Raw genomic sequence first — 20820 nt, 5'->3', positions numbered from 1 at the left:
ATCCTTTTAATAAATTTTCAATATATGTTATATGGTGAGGAAAATGGAAAGTTATAAGTGCGTAATTTTTGCAAAATGTGAATGAAAACGGAAATAATAGTACTAGTATATATATATTCGTTCCATTTTATACCTGGATGTCGGGGATAAAATAGGATTAAAATCATAAAATTTTTTCAGCAATTAGGGGACTTCTGATACAATAATAAGGGTAACTAAAAAGAAATTTTAGCTAGAGAGGTAGAGGTACATGGATTTATTAGCGAAGTGGTTTAATTCTATGAAACAGTATTTATTAGATGCTGATCGTTGGGCTCATATTGGAGTTGCGACATTAAAAATATGTATTATTTTAACAATTGGTGCAGTTGTTGTGCGAATTGCAAGGGCGGTTGTACGAAATGCGTTTCGTATGGGGAGTCGTTCTCCAATTCAAATTTCAGAACGTCGTACAGTTACAGTAGCGAAATTACTTGAAAATATTGTAGCGTACGTTGTTATGTTCATTATGCTAATTGCGATTTTAGGTGTGTTTGATATTAATGCATCAGGTTTATTAGCGGGTGCTGGGGTAATTGGTTTAGCAGTCGGATTTGGTGCTCAAAGTTTAGTGAAAGACGTTATTACAGGTTTATTTATTTTGTTAGAGGATCAGTTTTCAGTTGGCGATTATGTTAAAATCGGTCAATTTGAAGGAGTCGTTTTAGAAATTGGACTTCGTACAACGAAAGTAAAGAGTTGGACAGGTGAAATTCATACTTTACCAAATGGAAGTATTATTCAAGTTACTAACTACTCAGTTAGTAATAGTGTAGCGTTTGTTGATGTATCTATTTCATATGAGGCTGATATTGCGAAAGCAGAGCAAGTTATTGAAGATTTATTAGTAGAATTACCTTCAAAGTACGAAAAAATGGTAACAACGCCTCAATTATTAGGTGTGCAAACATTAGCTGCATCAGAAGTTATATTACGTGTTATTGCTGAAGTAGAACCGATGCAACATGCAGTTATTGCAAGGGCACTTCGTAAAGAGATTAAAAATCGTCTTGATTTACATGGAATTGAAATTCCATATCCACGTATGGTTTTATATAATCGTGAAGAATTAGTTAGTGGAAAAGCAATTTAGTATGGAGAGGAGTTTGGAGAATGGAGCAAAAGGAATATAACTTGTATGATGTTGTGGAAATGAAGAAAGCCCATCCATGTGGCGAGAATCGTTGGAAAATTATTCGTATGGGAATGGATATCCGCATTAAGTGCGAGGGGTGTGACCATTCAGTAATGATTCCTCGAAGAGAGTTTGATCGTAAGGTGAAAAAAATACTTGTGAAGCACGAAGAATAGAGGGAGAGTAACAGTTACAGTAGGTAACTGTTACTTTTTTTCGTTTGGCGGAAACTTGTCATTTTTTTCGTTACTATCTATAATGATGAAAGATTGAGACATAGGAGTGAAAAATATGGGATTAACGGCTGGGATTGTTGGATTACCTAACGTAGGGAAGTCCACTTTATTTAATGCAATTACACAAGCAGGAGCAGAATCTGCGAACTATCCATTCTGTACAATTGATCCAAACGTAGGGATTGTAGAAGTACCAGATGAGCGTTTAAATAAATTAACGGAATTAGTAGAACCGAAAAAGACTGTTCCGACTGTATTCGAGTTTACTGATATTGCAGGTATCGTAAAAGGTGCTAGTAAAGGTGAAGGTTTAGGAAATAAATTCTTATCTCACATTCGTCAAGTAGATGCAATTTGCCAAGTTGTTCGTTGTTTTGAAGACGAAAATATTACGCACGTTTCAGGGAAAGTAGATCCAATTGATGATATTGAAACAATCAATTTAGAGCTAATTTTAGCGGATTTAGAGTCTGTTGATAAGCGTATCGAGCGTGTTGCGAAATTAGCAAGACAAAAAGATAAAGAAGCGGTATATGAGCATGAAATTTTAGTTCGTTTAAAAGAAGCTTTTGAAGAGGGAAAACCAGCTCGTACTGTTGAATTTACAGAAGAGCAGATGAAGATTGTTAAAGGCCTTCATTTACTTACAACAAAAGAAATGTTATACGTAGCGAATGTAAGTGAAGACGATATTATCGATCCTTCGGAAAATAAATACGTACAAATGGTAAAAGAATTTGCAACAAATGAAAATTCTCAAGTAATCGTTGTATGTGCAAAAATTGAATCAGAAATCGCTGAATTAGACGAAGAAGAGAAAAAAGTATTCCTTGAAGAATTAGGAATTGAAGAGTCTGGTTTAGATCAATTAATTCGTGCAGCATATGACCTATTAGGACTTGCTACGTACTTTACAGCTGGCGTTCAAGAAGTACGTGCTTGGACATTTAAACAAGGAATGAAGGCACCACAATGTGCTGGTGTTATTCATACAGACTTTGAGCGTGGATTTATTCGTGCAGAAACAGTTTCTTACGATGATTTAATGACAAACGGTTCTATGACAGCTGCAAAAGAAGCTGGAAAAGTACGTTTAGAAGGAAAAGAATATATCGTAAAAGACGGAGATGTTATGCACTTCCGTTTTAACGTTTAATTTAATATTTCCTAGGAAAAATAAAGATATGAACTTGGCAAATATATTATATGTTTGCCAAGTTTTTTATGTATTGGTGAGTTGATTCATATAACTTACTATGATATAATCTAAACTCGTGAGTAATTACTATAAATTAATTGCTCCTTGCCCATTACGGGCCGTTTAGACCAAAAGGAGGTGAAAGTGTAATGAGAAAGTACGAAATTATGTACATCATTCGTCCTGGCGTTGAAGAAGAAGCTCAAAAAGCTTTAGTTGAACGTTTTGCAGGTGTTTTAACAAACAATGGTGCAGAAATCATTAACACGAAAGAGTGGGGTAAGCGTCGTTTAGCTTACGAAATCAACGACTTACGTGAAGGTTTCTACATGATCTTAAACGTGAAATCTAACGCAGAAGCGATTAACGAATTCGACCGTTTAGCTAAGATCAACGAAGACATCCTTCGTCATATCGTTGTTAAAGAAGAAGAAAAATAATTGATATATAAGGGAGAGTGGTTCGATTGATGAATCGTGTTATCCTCGTTGGTCGTTTAACTAAGGACCCTGACTTACGTTACACGCCCAATGGTGTCGCAGTAGCTACTTTTACGTTAGCTGTGAATCGCGCATTTGCCAATCAGCAAGGTGAGCGTGAAGCTGACTTTATTAATTGTGTAATATGGCGTAAACAAGCAGAAAACGTAGCAAATTATTTGAAAAAAGGTAGCTTAGCAGGCGTAGATGGACGTCTTCAAACTCGTAATTACGAGGGACAAGATGGTAAACGTGTATACGTAACAGAAGTTCTTGCGGAAAGCGTGCAATTTTTAGAGCCGCGTAATGGCGGTGGGGAGCAACGTGGTTCATTTAATCAGCAACCATCAGGAGCTGGTTTCGGTAACCAAGGCTCTAACCCATTTGGTCAATCTAGTAATTCAGGTAACCAAGGTAACTCTGGATTTAAGAAGAATGACGATCCATTTTCAAATGTAGGTCAACCGATCGACATTTCCGACGACGATTTACCGTTCTAATACAGTAAATTTGTTAGTTTTAACAAAGAATGGAGGGAAATAGACATGGCAGGACGCAAAGGTGGACGTGCGAAACGTCGTAAGGTGTGTTTCTTCACAGCTAACGGCATCACTCGCATTGACTATAAAGATGTTGATTTATTAAAACGTTTCGTTTCTGAGCGTGGTAAAATTTTACCTCGTCGTGTAACAGGAACAAGCGCAAAATACCAACGCAAACTTACAGTTGCAATTAAACGTGCTCGTCAAATGGCACTTTTACCATATGTTGGTGAATAATAGCGTATGAAATGCACAGTAGAGTGGGACTCTACTGTGCATTTTGCTATGCTTTTCTTTTTGAAAGAGAGGTTAAAATGTGAAACAAACAAAGTTTATTACAGAAGGTGCAGCATTATTAGCTATATATGCAATTTTATTGCTTATATCTATGTATGTTCCGATTTTGGGTACAGTTGTAACTTTTGCGTTGCCGTTACCATTTATACTATTAATGATAAGACATAAACTATCTAATGTGCTCGTGGTTTTTGTAGCAGCACTTTTTGTTACTATTATTGTGAGTCAACCGCTGAATTTAGTGAAGACAATTATGTTTGGATTGATAGGGATTGTTTTAGGATATATGTATAAAACAAGAAAAAAGCCAGTGGAAATCTTAATAGCGGGGACGCTTGCATACTTAATTGGTTTTGTAATTATTTATGTTGCGAGTATAAAGTTTTTCAACATAGATATAATGAAGCAAATGCAAAGTATGTTTAGTGAAAGTATGGCGAAAAGCGAAAAGATAGTAAGTGCTACTGGCATGCCGATTAGTAAGGAACAAAAAGAGTTACTTGCACAAATGAATGATATATTACAATCGTTACTTCCAAGTATACTTGTGCTAGTTTCAGTATGTTTTTCTTGGATTACAGTGATAATATCAGGTAGTGTTTTGAAAAAGTTAAAACATGAAGTTATATCTTGGCCTAAATTTAAAGATATACAATTACCAAAGAGTATCATTTGGTATTACGTTATATTTATTTTGTTAGCAACTTTTATAAAAGTAGAACCAACATCATATTTACATATGGTATTTTCTAACCTAAATGTCATATTTGCACTATTGCTTGTACTGCAAGGTCTGACATTTATCGCCTTTTTAGCGTATAGAAAAGGTTTTACTAAAGGGGTTCCTATTATTAGTTTTATTGCATGCATGTTTATTCCGATGCTGTTTCCTCTTGTGACAATCTTAGGTATAATTGACCTAGGGATTTCATTGCGTTCTAAAATAGGGGGATAAAATAATATTCCTTATACTATTTTAATCTGTTTAACTAACTGGAAGGTAAGTTAGTTTTACTTTATAGGAGTTGTATACATGCCTGAATTTGATAAGAAACAGTGGTTTTTATATCCTGTTTATGTATTGGCATTTTTTGTGTTTGTGCTCATTTTAATTCTCTGTTATTTTCATTTAATTATGGGTATAGCTGCTTTTGTCATTTTTTGTATCGTATTCTTTATCGTTATACGATTTGAACTTAATTTTCAAAGGAATTTCGAAAAGCATACGACAGATATGATTACAAGAGTAAAGAAAGTAAGTAATGAAGCATTTAACCAAATGCCGATTGGTATTTTGTTATACAATAAGGATTATGGGATTGATTGGGCAAATCCTTATTTATCTTCATGTCTGGGACAGCACGCATTAGCTGGATGGCACCTTTACGATGTATCAGAAACATTACTTCTTTTCATTAAAGGAGAAACTTCTGATGATATAGTCTCTTTAAATAATCGAAAGTTTCGCGTTTTTGTAAGGAAAGAAGAAAAGTTAATTTATTTCTTTGATGTAACGGAACAAACAGAAATTGAAAAGATGTACGAGGATCAAAGGACTGTTTTAGCTGTCATCTATTTGGATAATTATGATGAAGTTACACAAGGATTAGATGATCAATTACGTACGAATATAACAAGTCTTGTGACATCGCGACTAAATGAATGGGCACTTAAGTATGGTGCTTATTTAAAACGTGCATCTTCAGAAAGATTCTTCGTTGTGCTAAATGAAAGTATTTTGACGCAGATGGAGAAAGGGAAATTTAGCATTTTAGATCAGGTGCGTGAAGAAACATCTAAAAGGAATATACCACTTACATTAAGTGTGGGTGTCGGATCAGGTGATTTACCTTTATCAGAGCTTGGAGCAATGGCTCAATCTGGTTTAGATCTTGCGCTTGGGCGTGGGGGAGACCAAGTAGCTATTAAACAAGCGACAGGTAAAGTTAAGTTCTATGGAGGTAAGACAAATCCGGTTGAAAAACGTACCCGTGTACGCGCCAGGGTCATTTCGCATGCGTTAAAGGATTTAGTATTAGAAAGTAGTAATGTCATTATTATGGGGCATAGGGCTCCCGATATGGACGCAATTGGTGCTGCGATTGGTATTTTAAAAGTGGCTCAATTAAATGAGCGTAAAGGATATATTGTGTTAGATGAAAATGATTCCGATAAAGGAATTAAGCGTTTGATGGAAAAAGTGAAACAAAATGAGGAGTTATGGTCTCATTTTATTACTCCAGAGCAAGCGATGGAATTTGCAAATGATGAGTCGTTACTTGTTGTTGTCGATACGCATAAACCTTCTATGGTGATGGAGCAAAAACTGTTACATAAAATTGAAAATGTGGTAGTTATTGATCATCATCGCCGTGGAGAAGATTTTATTGAAGACCCATTGCTAGTTTATATGGAACCATATGCTTCTTCAACGGCAGAATTGGTTACAGAATTACTTGAGTATCAACCTAAAAATTTAAAGATGACAATGTTAGAAGCGACGGCATTGTTAGCGGGTATTATTGTCGACACGAAAAGTTTCACATTCCGGACAGGGGCTCGTACATTTGATGCTGCTTCTTATTTACGCTCACATGGTGCAGATACTGTACTTGTACAAGAACTTTTAAAGGAAGATATGGATCAGTATTTACGGGTTGCAAAAGCTATAAAAAATGCGTACATTTATAAAAATGGAATTGCGATTGCTAAAGTTGATAGTGATGATTACTACGATCAAGTGCTTATTGCGCAATCGGCAGACACGTTATTAACGATGACAGGGATTATTGCATCATTTGTTGTTGCGAAACGTGGCGAGAATCTCATTGGAATTAGCAGCAGGTCTTTAGGTGAAGTGAATGTGCAGCTAATTATGGAAAACTTAGGCGGTGGCGGGCATTTGACGAATGCAGCCACACAGATGAAAAATGTTACAGTAGATGAAGCTGAGGAGAAGCTTCGATTTGTTATTGATGACTATTTACAGGGAGGCACACAATCATGAAAGTAATTTTTCTAAAAGACGTAAAAGGTAAAGGTAAAAAAGGAGAAGTAAAAAACGTACCAGATGGCTATGCAAATAACTTCTTACTAAAACAAGGATTAGCTGCTGAAGCAACAAATAGCAGTATGAAAACTTTAGAAGCTCAAAAGCGTAAAGAAGAAAAAGATGCAGCAGCAGAGCTTGAAAATGCAAAAGAGTTAAAAGAGACTTTAGAGAAATTAACTGTAGAATTAAAGGCGAAATCTGGAGAAGGTGGCCGTTTATTTGGTTCTATCACAAGCAAACAAATCGTAGATGCAATGCAAAAATCACACAAGATTAAACTTGATAAACGTAAATTTGAAATGGACGATGCAATCCGCGCGTTAGGTTATACAAACGTTACTGTGAAATTGCATCCACAAGTAACAGCAACAGTAAAAGTTCATGTTAGTGAACAATAAAAATAAATTAAGCAAGGAGGATTGCGTATGAGTGATGTACTTGCTGATCGTACCCCTCCGCATAATATAGAGGCTGAGCAGGCGGTTTTAGGGGCCATATTGATTGATCAAGATGCGTTAACTTCAGCATCAGAGTTATTGGTACCTGATTCGTTCTATCGAACGAAACATCAAAAGATTTTTGAAGTCATGCTTGGGCTATCTGATAAGGGAGAGCCGATTGACTTAGTAATGATGACATCAGCAATGGCTGATCAAGGATTACTAGAAGAGGTTGGTGGGGTTTCTTACTTAGCAGAGTTAGCAGAAGTTGTGCCAACTGCAGCTAACGTAGAATATTACGCACGCATCATCGCTGAAAAGGCGCTTTTACGTCGTTTAATTCGCACGGCGACTCATATTGTATCGGATGGATACGAGAGAGAAGATGATGTGGATGGTCTTTTAAACGAGGCTGAGAAAAAAATATTAGAAGTATCCCATCAAACGAATGCAAAAGCATTCCAAAACATTAAAGATGTTCTTGTAGATGCTTATGACAAAATTGAACTTTTGCATAATCAAAAGGGTGAAGTTACTGGGATACCAACTGGGTTTACTGAATTAGATAAGATGACAGCAGGTTTCCAACGAAATGATTTAATTATCGTGGCAGCACGTCCATCAGTAGGGAAAACGGCATTTTCATTAAATATTGCACAAAACGTAGCGACGAAAACGGATGAAAATGTAGCGATTTTTAGTTTGGAGATGGGTGCTGATCAGCTTGTTATGCGTATGCTTTGTGCAGAAGGGAATATTGATGCACAAAGACTTCGTACTGGTTCATTAACTTCCGATGATTGGGCAAAATTAACAATGGCAATGGGGAGTCTCTCAAATGCTGGTATATATATTGATGATACGCCAGGTATTAAAGTAAATGAGATTCGAGCAAAATGCCGTAGATTAAAGCAAGAACAAGGTCTTGGTATGATTTTGATTGACTATTTGCAGCTTATTCAAGGAAGTGGGAAATCAGGAGAAAACCGTCAGCAGGAAGTATCTGAGATTTCTCGTACCTTAAAAGGGATTGCGCGTGAATTGCAAGTGCCTGTTATTGCTTTATCACAGTTATCTCGTGGTGTAGAATCTCGTCAAGATAAACGCCCGATGATGTCTGATATTCGTGAATCTGGAAGTATTGAGCAGGATGCTGATATTGTAGCTTTCCTATATCGTGAAGACTACTATGATCGAGAAACGGAAAACAAAAATACAATTGAAATTATTATTGCAAAACAACGTAACGGTCCAGTAGGTTCAGTGGAACTTGCATTCGTCAAAGAGTTCAATAAGTTCGTTAACTTAGAACGTCGTTTTGAGGATGGACATGCTCCACCGGCATAAAGGCAGTATAAAAAAGAAACACATTTCTTATAATAAGATGTGTTTCTTTTTTTTTATAAGAAAGATAAGGCTTTCATAAGTTAAATATATAATTCTTACGAACGAAAATGTTTTTTTGTGAAAAAATGTTCGCTTTTCGGTTGACTTCTCTTTCGGTTTTGGTACAATTATATTGTTTGAATAGATCGTTTGAAAATTGCGGAGGTGCTTTAATAATGTCTTCAGTAGTAGTTGTAGGAACACAATGGGGCGACGAAGGAAAAGGTAAAATCACTGATTTTCTTTCTGAGCATGCGGAAGTAGTTGCAAGATATCAAGGTGGAAATAACGCGGGACATACAATTGTTTTCGGCGGAGTTAAATATAAATTACACTTAATTCCATCTGGTATTTTCTATAAAGAGAAAATTTGTGTAATCGGAAACGGATTAGTAGTAGATCCAAAAGCATTACTTGAAGAGTTAAAATACTTACACGATCGTGGTGTAAGTACTGATAATTTACGTGTAAGTAACCGTGCACATGTTATTTTACCTTACCACTTAAAACAAGATGAGTTAGAAGAAGCAAGTAAAGGTGATAACAAAATCGGTACAACGAAAAAAGGTATCGGTCCTGCATATATGGATAAAGCTGCTCGTATTGGTATTCGTATGGCTGATCTTTTAGACCGTGAAGCATTTAAAGAGAAGCTTGAGCGCAATTTAGTAGAAAAAAATCGTTTATTTGAAAAAATGTACGATACAGAAGGTTTCACTGTAGAAGAAATTTTCGAAGAGTACTTCGAGTACGGGCAACAAATCGCGCAATATGTATGTGATACGTCTGTTGTATTAAATGATGCATTAGATAATAATCACCGTGTATTATTTGAAGGTGCGCAAGGTGTTATGCTTGATATTGACCACGGTACGTACCCGTTCGTTACATCTTCTAACCCAATTGCTGGTGGTGTAACAGTTGGAACTGGAGTTGGTCCTGCGAAAGTTACTCGCGTTGTAGGTGTATGTAAAGCATATACAAGCCGCGTTGGTGATGGTCCATTCCCTACTGAGCTTCATGATGAAATTGGTCATCAAATTCGTGAAGTTGGTCGCGAGTATGGAACGACAACTGGTCGTCCACGCCGCGTAGGTTGGTTCGATAGCGTTGTTGTAAGACATGCACGTCGTGTTAGTGGTTTAACGGATCTATCATTAAATTCTATCGACGTTTTAACAGGTATTCCAACTCTTAAAATTTGTGTAGCTTACAAATACAATGGCGAAGTTATTGATGAAGTTCCAGCTAACTTAAACATTTTAGCGAAATGTGAGCCTGTATATGAAGAGCTTCCAGGTTGGGAAGAAGATATTACTGGTGTAAAATCATTAGATGAACTTCCTGAAAATGCACGAAAATACGTAGAACGTGTTTCTGAGTTAACAGGAATTCAAATATCTATGTTCTCAGTTGGACCAGATCGTAACCAAACAAATATTGTACGTAACGTATACGAAGCTTAATTAACATTTTTTGAAAAAAACTCATGTCTGCATGAGTTTTTTTCTTATTCCTTTATAAAAAAACAAAAAAAGTATTGCAATAAATACAGAATACATGTTATGATACATCTTGTCGTCACGAAAATATGACGTTGGTGAGTATGAGCCATTAGCTCAGTTGGTAGAGCATCTGACTTTTAATCAGAGGGTCGAAGGTTCGAGTCCTTCATGGCTCACCATTTTATTTTTCGTGGCCCGTTGGTCAAGTGGTTAAGACACCGCCCTTTCACGGCGGTAACACGGGTTCGAATCCCGTACGGGTCATGTTTTTTTTTGCTTATTTTTGGTCCCGTGGTGTAGTGGTTAACATGCCTGCCTGTCACGCAGGAGATCGCCGGTTCGACCCCGGTCGGGACCGCCACTTTTGTTTATACCACCATTAGTGGTTTTATATATAGTTTTGGCTCGGTAGCTCAGTCGGTAGAGCAGAGGACTGAAAATCCTCGTGTCGGCGGTTCGATTCCGTCCCGAGCCACTCTCAGGATATTAAGTGGGCCCACTTAATATCCTTTTTATTTATGTAATTTTACAAAACTGAGTAGTTATTTTAAAATAGAACGAGGAGCCTCTAGCAGTTGAAGCTAGAGGTTTTTCTATAGATCGTATAGGATGCCGTGTAAAAGTGGATCATACATGAGTCTATGAGAATAGAGGAGAAAATACTTAAACAAAGGATGCGGTCATATAGGACATACTATGTAAACATCAATATGTTTAGGGATTATTGACCATATTTTTATAAGGAGGAAATAGACGATGATGGGAAAGAAAATTTTAGTAGTTGATGATGAAAAGCCGATTGCAGATATTTTGAAGTTTAACCTAGAAAAAGAAGGTTTTGAAATAGTAATGGCGCATGATGGTGATGAAGCAATTGAAAAGGCTAATGAAGAGCAACCAGATATGGTTTTATTAGATATTATGCTACCAGGTAAAGATGGCTTAGAGGTTTGCCGTGAAATACGTAAAAGCTCAGAAATGCCGATTATTATGCTTACAGCAAAGGACTCTGAGATTGATAAAGTATTAGGGCTCGAGCTTGGGGCAGATGATTATGTAACGAAGCCATTTAGTACGAGGGAATTACTTGCTCGTGTGAAGGCGAATTTACGCCGCCATCAACAAGGTGGTGCTGCGGAAAAAGAAGAAAATACAGAAATGGTTATTGGACCAATTGTGATTAATCCAAATGCATATAGTGTAACGAAGCGCGAGGAAAATATCGAGCTTACACATCGTGAATTTGAGTTGCTACATTATTTAGCGAAACATTTAGGACAAGTTATGACACGCGAACATTTATTACAAACAGTTTGGGGTTATGACTATTTTGGAGATGTGCGCACAGTAGACGTTACAGTACGTCGTTTGCGTGAAAAAATTGAAGATAATCCAAGCCATCCTACTTTAATTGTAACTAGACGTGGAGTAGGGTATTACTTGCGTGACCCAGAGCAGGAATAGTATATGAAGAAAGTTGGTTTTTTTCAATCTATTCATTTAAAATTTGTGCTTATATATATGCTATTAATATTAATAGCGATGCAAGTTATTGGAGTATATTTCGTAAGGGAATTAGAGAAGAGCTTAGTACAAGGTTTTAGGGATTCTTTAACGCAGCAAACAAACTTATTATCATATAATTTGAAGCAAGAGTTTAAAAAAAGTTATACAAAAGCAGAAACAGAGTCAACAGATGAAACGATTAAAACTTCAATTCGAAAATTTGCCTCTGATCAGAAGAAAGTTATACAAGAGGTAAGTGTATTTGATTCGCACAGAAAGTTACTGGCTATTTCAGATGAATCAAAGCAGAATAAGGTGAATCGAACATCAACTGATATAGCTGTTCAGCGAGTGTTAGTACAAAAAAAGCCGGAAGTGAAAATTGAGAAGGATGGTAGTACAGGTCATCGTGTTCAAGTTATGCTTACTCCGATTCTAGATGATAACGGTAAGGATGCGCTTGGTGTTATTTACATTGTGGCATCTATGGAAGATGTATATAAACAAATGAAGGATATAAATCAAATTTTTGCTACGGGAACAGTAATTGCTTTATTAGTAACGGCCGTACTTGGGATTTTATTGGCTCAAACAATTACAAGACCAATTTCAGATATGCGGAGACAAGCAATCGAAATGGCAAAAGGAAATTATTCGAGAAAAGTAAAAGTGCATAGCCATGATGAAATTGGACAACTGGCATTATCCTTCAATAATTTATCAAAAAAATTACAACAAGCTCGTTCTTCTACAGAAAGTGAAAGGCGTAAATTATCATCTGTTTTATCACATATGACAGATGGAGTAATTGCTACTGACCGAAAAGGGGATATTATTTTACTAAATGATCCTGCGGAAAAGATGTTAAATGTTTCTCGTGAAACAGCGCTCGATCAATCTGTTTTAGAGGTATTAGGGATACAGGAAGAATTTACGCTCGATCATTTATATGAAGAGCCAGATTCTGTTTTATTAGATTTTAGTACGAGAAACGAACCATATATTTTACGTGCTAGTTTCTCTGTTATTCAAAAAGAAACAGGGAAGGCAAACGGCTTAATTGCTGTACTATATGATGTAACAGAGCAGGAGCGTATAGAACGGGAACGCCGTGAGTTTGTGGCGAATGTCTCTCATGAATTAAGGACGCCATTAACGACGATGCGCAGTTATTTAGAGGCACTTACAGATGGAGCATGGCAGGATCCAAATATTGCACCACAATTTTTAACGGTTACACAAGAAGAAACAGAAAGAATGATTAGACTTGTAAATGCGTTGTTACAGCTATCTAAACTTGATAGTACAGAGCATCGTTTAATGAAAGAATGGGTCGACTTTACTGATTTCTTTAATAATATTATTGATCGCTTTGAAATGTCTAAAGAGCAAAATGTAAGTTTCAAACGATCTTTCTCTAAGAAATCTAGATTTATTGATATGGATACTGACAAAATTACTCAAGTGCTGTATAACATTATTTCTAACGCATTAAAGTATTCACCAGAAGGTGGAACAGTAACATATCGTTTACGTGATCGCGGTGATTTATTAGAAATTAGTGTAAGTGACCAAGGAATGGGTATTCCAAAAGAAAACGTTGATAAAATCTTTGAACGTTTTTATCGCGTAGATAAAGCTCGTTCAAGACAAATGGGTGGTACTGGGCTTGGATTAGCAATTGCAAAAGAAATGATTGAGGCACATGGTGGCTCTATTTGGGCGAAGAGTGAAGAAGGAAAAGGGACAACTATTTATTTCACGTTACCAATGGCAGCAGATGAAGAGGACGATTGGGAATGAGTATGGAAAACTTTAAAACAATAGTTTTAATTAACCTAGTTGTAATTAGCCTATTTCTTACTTTTAACCTATGGACGTATGTGCCAGATTCTACATCCATGCAAAACGCGAAATTTGTGCAGGGAAATGAAGGAATGAACCAAACTAAAATTTCCGATGTTGTCCGTCCTACTTCTATCATCGTGCATAAAGATAAAAATCATTATGGGAGCAGAAGAGAGGCAGATATAGAATCAATCTATAAGCCTCTGGAAGTAGGGGAACTACATGATTTTAAAGAGATATCAATCACTAAGGGTGATTTCCTTTCATATGTGCATGGTGAAGGGAAAGTTGAACTTGTTTTCCCTACCGATATCCCATTTGATGCAGTAAAGTCCATGTTTAACATGAAAGAGAAGAGTACAGATAAGCCTAAACATTTTAATCGTATTCTCCTCGATCCTTCTCGAAGTAAGGATCAAGAAATTAAAATTAACTTTGTTTCTGATGGTGATAACTTTAAAATATACGAGGCAAAATTAAGTGGCGTGTATTTAAAAGATATTGTAAATGCCCAAAATCAATTTATAGTATCAGCAAAGCCTTATTTTGATTATCAACTTAATGATATGAAAAAGTTATTTTTACCAGATGGAACGACAGAGTTAAACAATATAACATATATTTCATCTAATTTAGCAGTTGATACGTTTAAGAATGCTCTGTTTAGTGATCCTCGTTATTTAAGTCCGATTACCGAGATGTCGAAAGAAACATTTACAGATGGTATTAGATCCATGGAAATTGAAAACGATCGTCACATGCTAAAGTATAAAAACTCTTCTGTCTTAACTGAGAAAACGATAGATAATTTAATGCTTTTACAAAAAAGCTTTGAATTCGTAAGTGGTCACAGTGGAAGTTTGGATTCATATCGTTTGGACTATATGAATAAAGGAGAGACAGTATTTCGTTTAAATGAAGATGGATATTCAGTATTCAATGAAGATGGATTAGCTGAATTGAGACAAATATGGGGATCAGAAGAAGTAATGGAATATGAAAGACCGTTGCTGTCTTTAAATACTAAAGGTATAGAACAGAAGGTTACTCTTCCGTCAGGGCATGTTGTAATAGCATCTCTAGAAAATAATCCAGAGATAAAGAAACAAGTAATTAAGGATATTGGTATTGGATACAAGTTATCACTAGATGGACAAGTAGTTCGATTACAACCAATTTGGTATGTAAAGCTTGTTGAAGATGAAACAGGTAAACAGAAAATCTATGAGTGGAGTGAGGGAGGACTAAATGGATTGGGATCGGATTAAAACCATATTTATTGTGACCTTTTTTGTTTTGGACCTCTTTCTCATTTTCCAATTCATTCAAAAGCAAGATAGTAATCAATTGGAGCTTATTGCAGAAACAAAGATAGATCAAGAATTAAAAGCAAACAAAATTACGATGGGAAATATCCCTAAAGAACCGAAAAAAGAGTCATTTATTAGAGCAGAAAATAAAGCTTTTAAAGAAGAAGATATACAGTCTTTGAAAAATCAAACAGTGCATATACAAAATATGTACAAGATAGAAAGTAAGCTAAAAGAGCCTTTTTTAAATACGAAATCATTATCAAAAGATAAGTATAATGAATTTTTGAAGAACTATGTATTGGATGGACAAAAGTATGAATTTGGAGCGGTGAAAGACTCTAAAATTTATTTCTTCCAAAAATATAAAGATAAGCCTATTTTCTATAATAATCAGGCGATGATTGTTGTGGAATTAAATGAAAAAAATGAACTTGTTTCATATACGCAGACAATGCTAACTGATTTAAAAGAAATGGGCGAAGGTGAAAAAACGAAAGAGCAAGAAATTATTACGGCTCAAACAGCTTTAGAAAATTTGTATTTAAAAAATAAAATTCATGGAAATACGCATGTTAAAGAAGCGCAAATTGGTTATGCCACTCTTACCGCATCTACTTCTAATAACCAAGTACTGGCTCCAACGTGGAATTTGAAAACGGAGCAGAAGCAGGACTTCTTTGTGAATGCAATTGAAGGACAAGTTATGGAATTAGGAGAAAAGGAAAATCAAGTGGTTGATGAACATACTGGAGTGAGAAAGAATGGGGTTGCATTTTAGCGTACTTGCAAGTGGAAGTACAGGAAATATGCTATACGTAGGAACCGATGAAAAAAAATTACTAGTCGACGCAGGTTTAAGTGGTAAAGCAACAGAGGCTTTATTTAAACAAGCAGAACTGAATATAAATGATGTATCAGGTATTCTTGTAACGCATGAGCATAGTGATCATATTAAAGGTTTAGGTGTACTGGCACGTAAATATGATTTACCTGTTTATGCGAATGAGAAAACATGGAATGCAATGGAACATTTAATAGGAAATATCCCAACTGAACAAAAGTTTATTTTCTCAGTTGGTGATGTGAAAACCTTTGGTGATATTGAAGTCGAGTCATTTGGAGTTTCTCATGATGCGGCAGAACCGATGTTTTATGCTTTCCATAACAATAATAGGAAGTTAGCGCTTATTACAGATACGGGATACGTAAGTGACCGTATGAAAGGCGTTATTAAGGGAGCTAATGCTTTCGTATTTGAAAGTAATCATGATGTAGAAATGCTTCGTATGGGACGTTATCCATGGAGCATTAAACGACGTATTTTAAGTGACGTTGGGCATGTTTGTAATGAGGATGCTGCATTAGCGATGGCAGATGTAATTACAGATGAGACAAAGCATATTTATTTAGCCCATTTAAGCTTAGATAATAACATGAAAGAACTAGCGCGTATGTCAGTATCACAAGTACTAGAGGAAAAAGGATTTGGAGTGGGTGAATCCTTTGAAATTCACGATACAGATCCAAAAATGCCTACAAAAATTCAATACGTATAATTCTTCATTTTAGTAAACAATAAAGGTGAATATAGTTGTTTTCAGGAAGATAGGTGAACAAATATGTCCTTTATTGATGAAGAAAATTATCGTATGAAACGTGCAGGAAAAAAGAAGCACAAAGGTATAGTTCTTTCTAGTATAGCGGGAACAATTGTAGGAGCTTCTTTATTCGGGTTTGGAGCGCCTTTATTTTCAAATTCTGCTGATACGCTTCCGCAAGCTGAAGCAAGCGGAAGTAATATGGCCGAAGCTCAAGGGATTAAACAGATTAGCTTTGTAGATGCTGTTGATCGTGCATCTGAAGCTGTTGTGGGTGTTATTAACATTCAACGAGATAACTTTTCAGAGGCAGATTCAGAGGCCGGTACAGGATCAGGAGTAATTTATAAAAAGACAGATGGTCAAGCTTATATTGTAACGAATAATCATGTTGTAGCTGGAGCGAATCGTATTGAAGTAAGTCTAAGTGACGGTAAGAAGGTTCCTGGAAAAGTATTAGGAACCGATGTAGTCACAGACTTAGCTGTATTAGAAATAGATGCAAAGCATGTGAAAAAAATAATTGAAATTGGCGATTCTAATACTGTTCGCAGAGGAGAGCCAGTTATTGCGATTGGAAACCCGCTTGGACTGCAATTTTCTGGAACAGTTACACAAGGCATTATTTCAGCTAATGAACGTATTGTCCCTGTAGATTTAGATCAAGATGGACATTATGATTGGCAAGTAGAAGTGTTACAAACAGATGCAGCGATTAATCCCGGGAATAGTGGCGGTGCGCTTGTAAATGCAGCAGGACAATTAATTGGTATTAATTCAATGAAAATTGCTGCAAAAGAAGTAGAAGGAATCGGCCTTGCTATTCCGGTGACTAGAGCTGTTCCGATTATGAATGAACTTGAGAAGTATGGAAAAGTAAGAAGACCATATGTTGGGATTGAACTTAGGTCATTAAATGAAATTCCAAACTATTATTGGTCAAAAACATTACATTTACCAGGTACTGTAACAGAGGGAGTTTGTATTTTGGATGTGAAAAGTCCTTCGCCAGGTGCGGATGCTGGTTTAAGAGAACATGATGTTATTGTGGCGGTAGATGGAAAACCGATTCGCGATATTATTGGATTCCGTACGGCCTTATATGATAAGGAAATTAATGATAAAATGACTCTTACGTTTTATCGTGGCACAAAAAGAGTAACAACAACAGTGAAATTAGGCATTCAAAAGTATTAAAAACAGGAGGGCCTACCTCCTGTTTTCTATTGTAGAAAAGTGAGGTGAAGAAAATGAATTTACCTTGTTGTTTAGAGCATGTTGAATTAGCGTTAGATATTATTGTGGATGAGTGTGAAGTTGCGCCAGTTATCAACAGTGTGGATAACTCGGAAAAAGAGAAAAAAACATGTGAATTTTGTCAAAATGAGGCGACATATGTTGTATCGAACACAGATTCTCACACAATATGTGGGTAGTATTTGTGGATATGTGGATAAGTTTTGTGGATAACATGTTTGTAAGGTGGAGGATACGTGTGAATATCTCGATTATTTCAATTGGGAAATTAAAAGAAAAATATTTGAAACAAGGTATAGCAGAATACTTAAAACGATTATCTGCATACGCAAAAGTAGAAGTAATTGAATTGCCTGATGAAAAGGCGCCAGAAAATTTAAGTGAAGCAGAAATGTTAATTGTAAAGGAAAAAGAAGGTATACGTATACTGGATAAAATTTCTGATGACACGCATGTGATTGCATTAGCTATAGAAGGAAAGCAAAAGTCATCAGAAGAATTCGCGATAAGTCTAGATCGCCTTGCTACATACGGAAAGAGTAAAGTCGCATTTGTAATTGGTGGATCACTTGGACTAAGCTCAGAAGTGATGAAGCGTTCAAATGAATCACTTTCTTTTTCAAAGATGACATTACCACACCAATTAATGCGATTAGTGTTGCTTGAGCAAGTGTATAGAGCGTTTCGGATTAATCGTGGTGAGCCGTATCATAAGTGATGTATTCTATATAAAACACTGATATTATCATATTTATTTTATTATGCCTATAACTGGAGGCTATGTGAATGGTAAGTGATCAGACGAGATATTCTAGGCTCGCGAATATAACAAAAATAATAAATACGAAATTAGAACTACGTGACGTATTGCAGCGTGTGACAATGGCGATATCAGAGGAGATTGTTAGGTGCGACGCTGTTGGAATTTATTTACCCCAGGAAGATGGAACATTTAGAGGGTTTGCAGGAAAACCAGAGACTATAAATGGTGTAACGCTCGATACGCAAGTAATTGATCCTGAAATAGACTTACTGGCAAAAGAAGTTATTGAAACGAAAAGAACCATCTATATTCCTGATACCTCAAAGGATCATCGACCAGATCCGAGACCGGTTAATGCATTCAAAATTAAGTCCTTATTAGCTCTGCCTATCTCATTTGGGCAAGAGTTATTTGGTCTGGTTTTTTTATTTGATTATGGAATTCCGATGAACTTAACAGATTCAGAAATTCAAAGTGTTGAAGCTTATGTAAATATGGCTGCGGTTGCAATTCAAAACGCAAATAATTTAAAACAAAAGGAAAACCTTATTGCTGAGAAACAACTGTTACTAAATGTTACACGTGATTTATCGATGTGTTCCTCGATACAGGAGAGTTTTGATAAATGCTTTTTTTACCTAGAACAGATTTTAGAGAGTAAAAATATGACTGCTCATCTTCTAGATCCGCTAGACAAAACAACAATTAAAACAACGAAATTAAGTAAGGACTGTCATTGGACAGAAGCGGATTGGACAGAGAAAAGCTATGAAGCCAAGATCCAAGAGGTTATTCAAACAAAAAATATAGATAGTAAGGGTCTATTGATGATTCCATTGGTTTCAATGGGAGAAGTATTAGGGGTAATCGTCGTTGGCAAAGAAGGAAAAGCTCACAATTATGATGATTCCCAACTTCAACTAGCAAAATCTATCGTTGATGCCACAGCCCCTACGTTTTCGAATTTGTTGTATATGGATCAACTAGAGAGCATAGTGGAAGAGCGAACGAGAGAGCTAGCTGCTGCTAATGAAAAAGTTACAAGTGTGATTGAATGTATTACGGATGGATTTTTTATTTTAAATAATAAATGGGAATTTACGTACGTAAATAAGCACCAATATTTTCCGCAAAGAAAAACAGCAAAAGATGTATTAGGAAAGAATATATGGAATGTTTTCCCGAGTGAAATTGACACAGTTATGTATAAGGAATTTCATCGTGCGATGTCAGAGCGAACTACAGTTCATTTCGAATTTCTTTCTACTGCAGATGAATATTGGCACGAAGTTATTGCATACCCATATGATGATGGTATTTGTTGTATTTTTAAAAATATAACGGAAAAAAAGAAATATGAACAGGAATTGAAAAGATTATCCAATATAGATTTAATAGGGCAAATGGCAGCAGGTATCAGCCATGAAATTAGAAATCCAATGACAACAGTACTGGGATTTTTACAGTTATTAAAAGAAGAGAATACCTATGAGAAACATAATAAGTACTTTCATTTAATGATTGAAGAACTTAACCGTGCCAATTCTATTATTACTGAATTTCTCTCAATGGGTAATACAAGGAAATTGGATTTGCAGATGTTAGATTTAAATTCAATTATCCGCGATATTATTCCTTTAATAAAGATTGATACGTACAATCAAAATAAATATATTCAAGTCGATACAAATGACATTCCAGAATTACTTTTAAATCGTAATGAGATACGGCAATTATTAATGAATCTATATCGTAATGGCTTAGAAGCGATGAATACAGGGAAAGTTCTAACCATTAGCACTTACAAGGAAGGTCAAAATTGTGTGGTGCTTGCAGTGCGGGATCAAGGAAAAGGTATCAGGCCTGAAGTATTAGAGAAACTGGGTACGCCGTTTTACACGACCAAAGATAATGGAACTGGATTGGGGTTAGGTGTATGTTATGCCATTGCTGCCCGCCATAATGCAAAAATAGAAATTCAAACAGGATCGGAAGGCACTACCTTTTTTGTTAAATTTAATTATGAAAATAATAAAAAATAACCTTATTTAGAATAGTTACGATGAACCGTATCATAAATAAATTTATTCTTTGTATATAAAAGGATAAAAAGACCATTGGACAAAAATTACCGATGGTCTTTTAAATATTATTAGATGGTATATAGATTTCCTAAAATAAGTATGTTTCTATTTCCATAAAAATATGCTGTAATATGAAGAGGAA

General features: G+C 35.8%; 20 protein-coding genes and 4 tRNA genes. All 24 read left to right on the top strand.

Annotated elements, in window-relative coordinates; translation table 11 throughout:
* The first annotated feature begins 250 nt into the window (after positions 1-250).
* The 24 genes from V7S45_RS27045 to V7S45_RS26930 all read left to right on the top strand — a co-directional run bounded on the left by V7S45_RS27045 (position 251) and on the right by V7S45_RS26930 (position 20636).
* Entirely contained in the window at positions 251-1132 is an 882-nt protein-coding gene (locus V7S45_RS27045; protein WP_000364814.1) for a mechanosensitive ion channel family protein, read from the top strand.
* A 20-nt stretch (positions 1133-1152) separates the two neighbouring features.
* Positions 1153-1350, top strand: coding sequence for a DUF951 domain-containing protein (locus V7S45_RS27040; protein ID WP_000435485.1), 198 nt, complete (start codon positions 1153-1155; stop codon positions 1348-1350).
* A gap of 115 nt (positions 1351-1465) precedes the next feature.
* Positions 1466-2566: a redox-regulated ATPase YchF gene (gene ychF, locus V7S45_RS27035; protein ID WP_342761621.1), complete on the top strand. Its 1101-nt coding sequence runs from the start codon at positions 1466-1468 to the stop codon at positions 2564-2566.
* Positions 2567-2757: 191 nt separating this feature from the next.
* Entirely contained in the window at positions 2758-3048 is a 291-nt protein-coding gene (rpsF, locus tag V7S45_RS27030) for a 30S ribosomal protein S6 (RefSeq protein ID WP_001233778.1), read from the top strand.
* A 26-nt stretch (positions 3049-3074) separates the two neighbouring features.
* A complete protein-coding gene (gene ssb / locus V7S45_RS27025) occupies positions 3075-3587 on the top strand; it encodes a single-stranded DNA-binding protein (RefSeq protein ID WP_342761620.1) in 513 nt (170 codons plus the stop codon).
* Positions 3588-3632: 45 nt separating this feature from the next.
* Positions 3633-3866 (top strand): 30S ribosomal protein S18, encoded by a 234-nt coding sequence (gene rpsR / locus V7S45_RS27020; protein ID WP_000918873.1) that lies wholly within the window; start codon positions 3633-3635, stop codon positions 3864-3866.
* Between the two features lie 79 nt (positions 3867-3945).
* Positions 3946-4881, top strand: coding sequence for a YybS family protein (locus tag V7S45_RS27015; protein WP_074555684.1), 936 nt, complete (start codon positions 3946-3948; stop codon positions 4879-4881).
* Positions 4882-4959: 78 nt separating this feature from the next.
* Positions 4960-6933 carry a DHH family phosphoesterase gene (locus tag V7S45_RS27010; protein WP_342761619.1) on the top strand — a complete coding sequence of 658 codons (1974 nt, stop codon included), beginning with the start codon at positions 4960-4962 and terminating at the stop codon, positions 6931-6933.
* Positions 6930-7376 carry a 50S ribosomal protein L9 gene (gene rplI / locus V7S45_RS27005; protein WP_000864228.1) on the top strand — a complete coding sequence of 149 codons (447 nt, stop codon included), beginning with the start codon at positions 6930-6932 and terminating at the stop codon, positions 7374-7376. Before V7S45_RS27010 ends, rplI begins: the two co-directional genes overlap by 4 nt.
* Positions 7377-7403: 27 nt before the next feature.
* A complete protein-coding gene (dnaB, locus tag V7S45_RS27000) occupies positions 7404-8765 on the top strand; it encodes a replicative DNA helicase (RefSeq protein WP_001286148.1) in 1362 nt (453 codons plus the stop codon).
* Between the two features lie 215 nt (positions 8766-8980).
* Positions 8981-10270 carry an adenylosuccinate synthase gene (locus tag V7S45_RS26995; RefSeq protein ID WP_000100238.1) on the top strand — a complete coding sequence of 430 codons (1290 nt, stop codon included), beginning with the start codon at positions 8981-8983 and terminating at the stop codon, positions 10268-10270.
* 142 nt (positions 10271-10412) lie between these two features.
* Positions 10413-10488, top strand: a tRNA-Lys gene (locus V7S45_RS26990).
* A gap of 13 nt (positions 10489-10501) precedes the next feature.
* Positions 10502-10573 (top strand) — tRNA-Glu (locus V7S45_RS26985).
* 21 nt (positions 10574-10594) lie between these two features.
* A tRNA-Asp gene (locus V7S45_RS26980) sits at positions 10595-10670 on the top strand.
* Positions 10671-10711: 41 nt separating this feature from the next.
* Positions 10712-10784 (top strand) — tRNA-Phe (locus V7S45_RS26975).
* Positions 10785-11065: 281 nt separating this feature from the next.
* Positions 11066-11773: a cell wall metabolism DNA-binding response regulator WalR gene (gene walR / locus V7S45_RS26970; RefSeq protein ID WP_000971865.1), complete on the top strand. Its 708-nt coding sequence runs from the start codon at positions 11066-11068 to the stop codon at positions 11771-11773.
* 3 nt (positions 11774-11776) lie between these two features.
* On the top strand, positions 11777-13618 hold the full coding sequence (gene walK / locus V7S45_RS26965; RefSeq protein ID WP_000755367.1) for a cell wall metabolism sensor histidine kinase WalK: 1842 nt from the start codon (positions 11777-11779) through the stop codon (positions 13616-13618).
* A complete protein-coding gene (gene yycH, locus V7S45_RS26960; protein ID WP_000061560.1) occupies positions 13615-14931 on the top strand; it encodes a two-component system activity regulator YycH in 1317 nt (438 codons plus the stop codon). Before walK ends, yycH begins: the two co-directional genes overlap by 4 nt.
* A complete protein-coding gene (locus V7S45_RS26955) occupies positions 14912-15754 on the top strand; it encodes a two-component system regulatory protein YycI (protein ID WP_000383740.1) in 843 nt (280 codons plus the stop codon). Before yycH ends, V7S45_RS26955 begins: the two co-directional genes overlap by 20 nt.
* Positions 15738-16532, top strand: coding sequence for an MBL fold metallo-hydrolase (locus tag V7S45_RS26950; protein ID WP_000522837.1), 795 nt, complete (start codon positions 15738-15740; stop codon positions 16530-16532). The genes V7S45_RS26955 and V7S45_RS26950 overlap by 17 nt, the downstream gene beginning before the upstream one ends.
* 63 nt (positions 16533-16595) lie before the next feature.
* Positions 16596-17771 carry a S1C family serine protease gene (locus V7S45_RS26945; protein ID WP_342761618.1) on the top strand — a complete coding sequence of 392 codons (1176 nt, stop codon included), beginning with the start codon at positions 16596-16598 and terminating at the stop codon, positions 17769-17771.
* Between the two features lie 53 nt (positions 17772-17824).
* Entirely contained in the window at positions 17825-18010 is a 186-nt protein-coding gene (locus V7S45_RS26940) for a CxxH/CxxC protein (protein WP_001052833.1), read from the top strand.
* A 59-nt stretch (positions 18011-18069) separates the two neighbouring features.
* A complete protein-coding gene (rlmH, locus tag V7S45_RS26935) occupies positions 18070-18549 on the top strand; it encodes a 23S rRNA (pseudouridine(1915)-N(3))-methyltransferase RlmH (protein WP_001027000.1) in 480 nt (159 codons plus the stop codon).
* Between the two features lie 68 nt (positions 18550-18617).
* Positions 18618-20636 carry an ATP-binding protein gene (locus V7S45_RS26930; protein ID WP_000253113.1) on the top strand — a complete coding sequence of 673 codons (2019 nt, stop codon included), beginning with the start codon at positions 18618-18620 and terminating at the stop codon, positions 20634-20636.
* Positions 20637-20820 lie beyond the last annotated feature (184 nt).

The organism is Bacillus sp. BR3(2024), assembly GCF_039134555.1.
Taxonomy (GTDB): domain Bacteria; phylum Bacillota; class Bacilli; order Bacillales; family Bacillaceae_G; genus Bacillus_A; species Bacillus_A cereus.
This window is presented reverse-complemented; position numbering and strand designations above follow the sequence as displayed.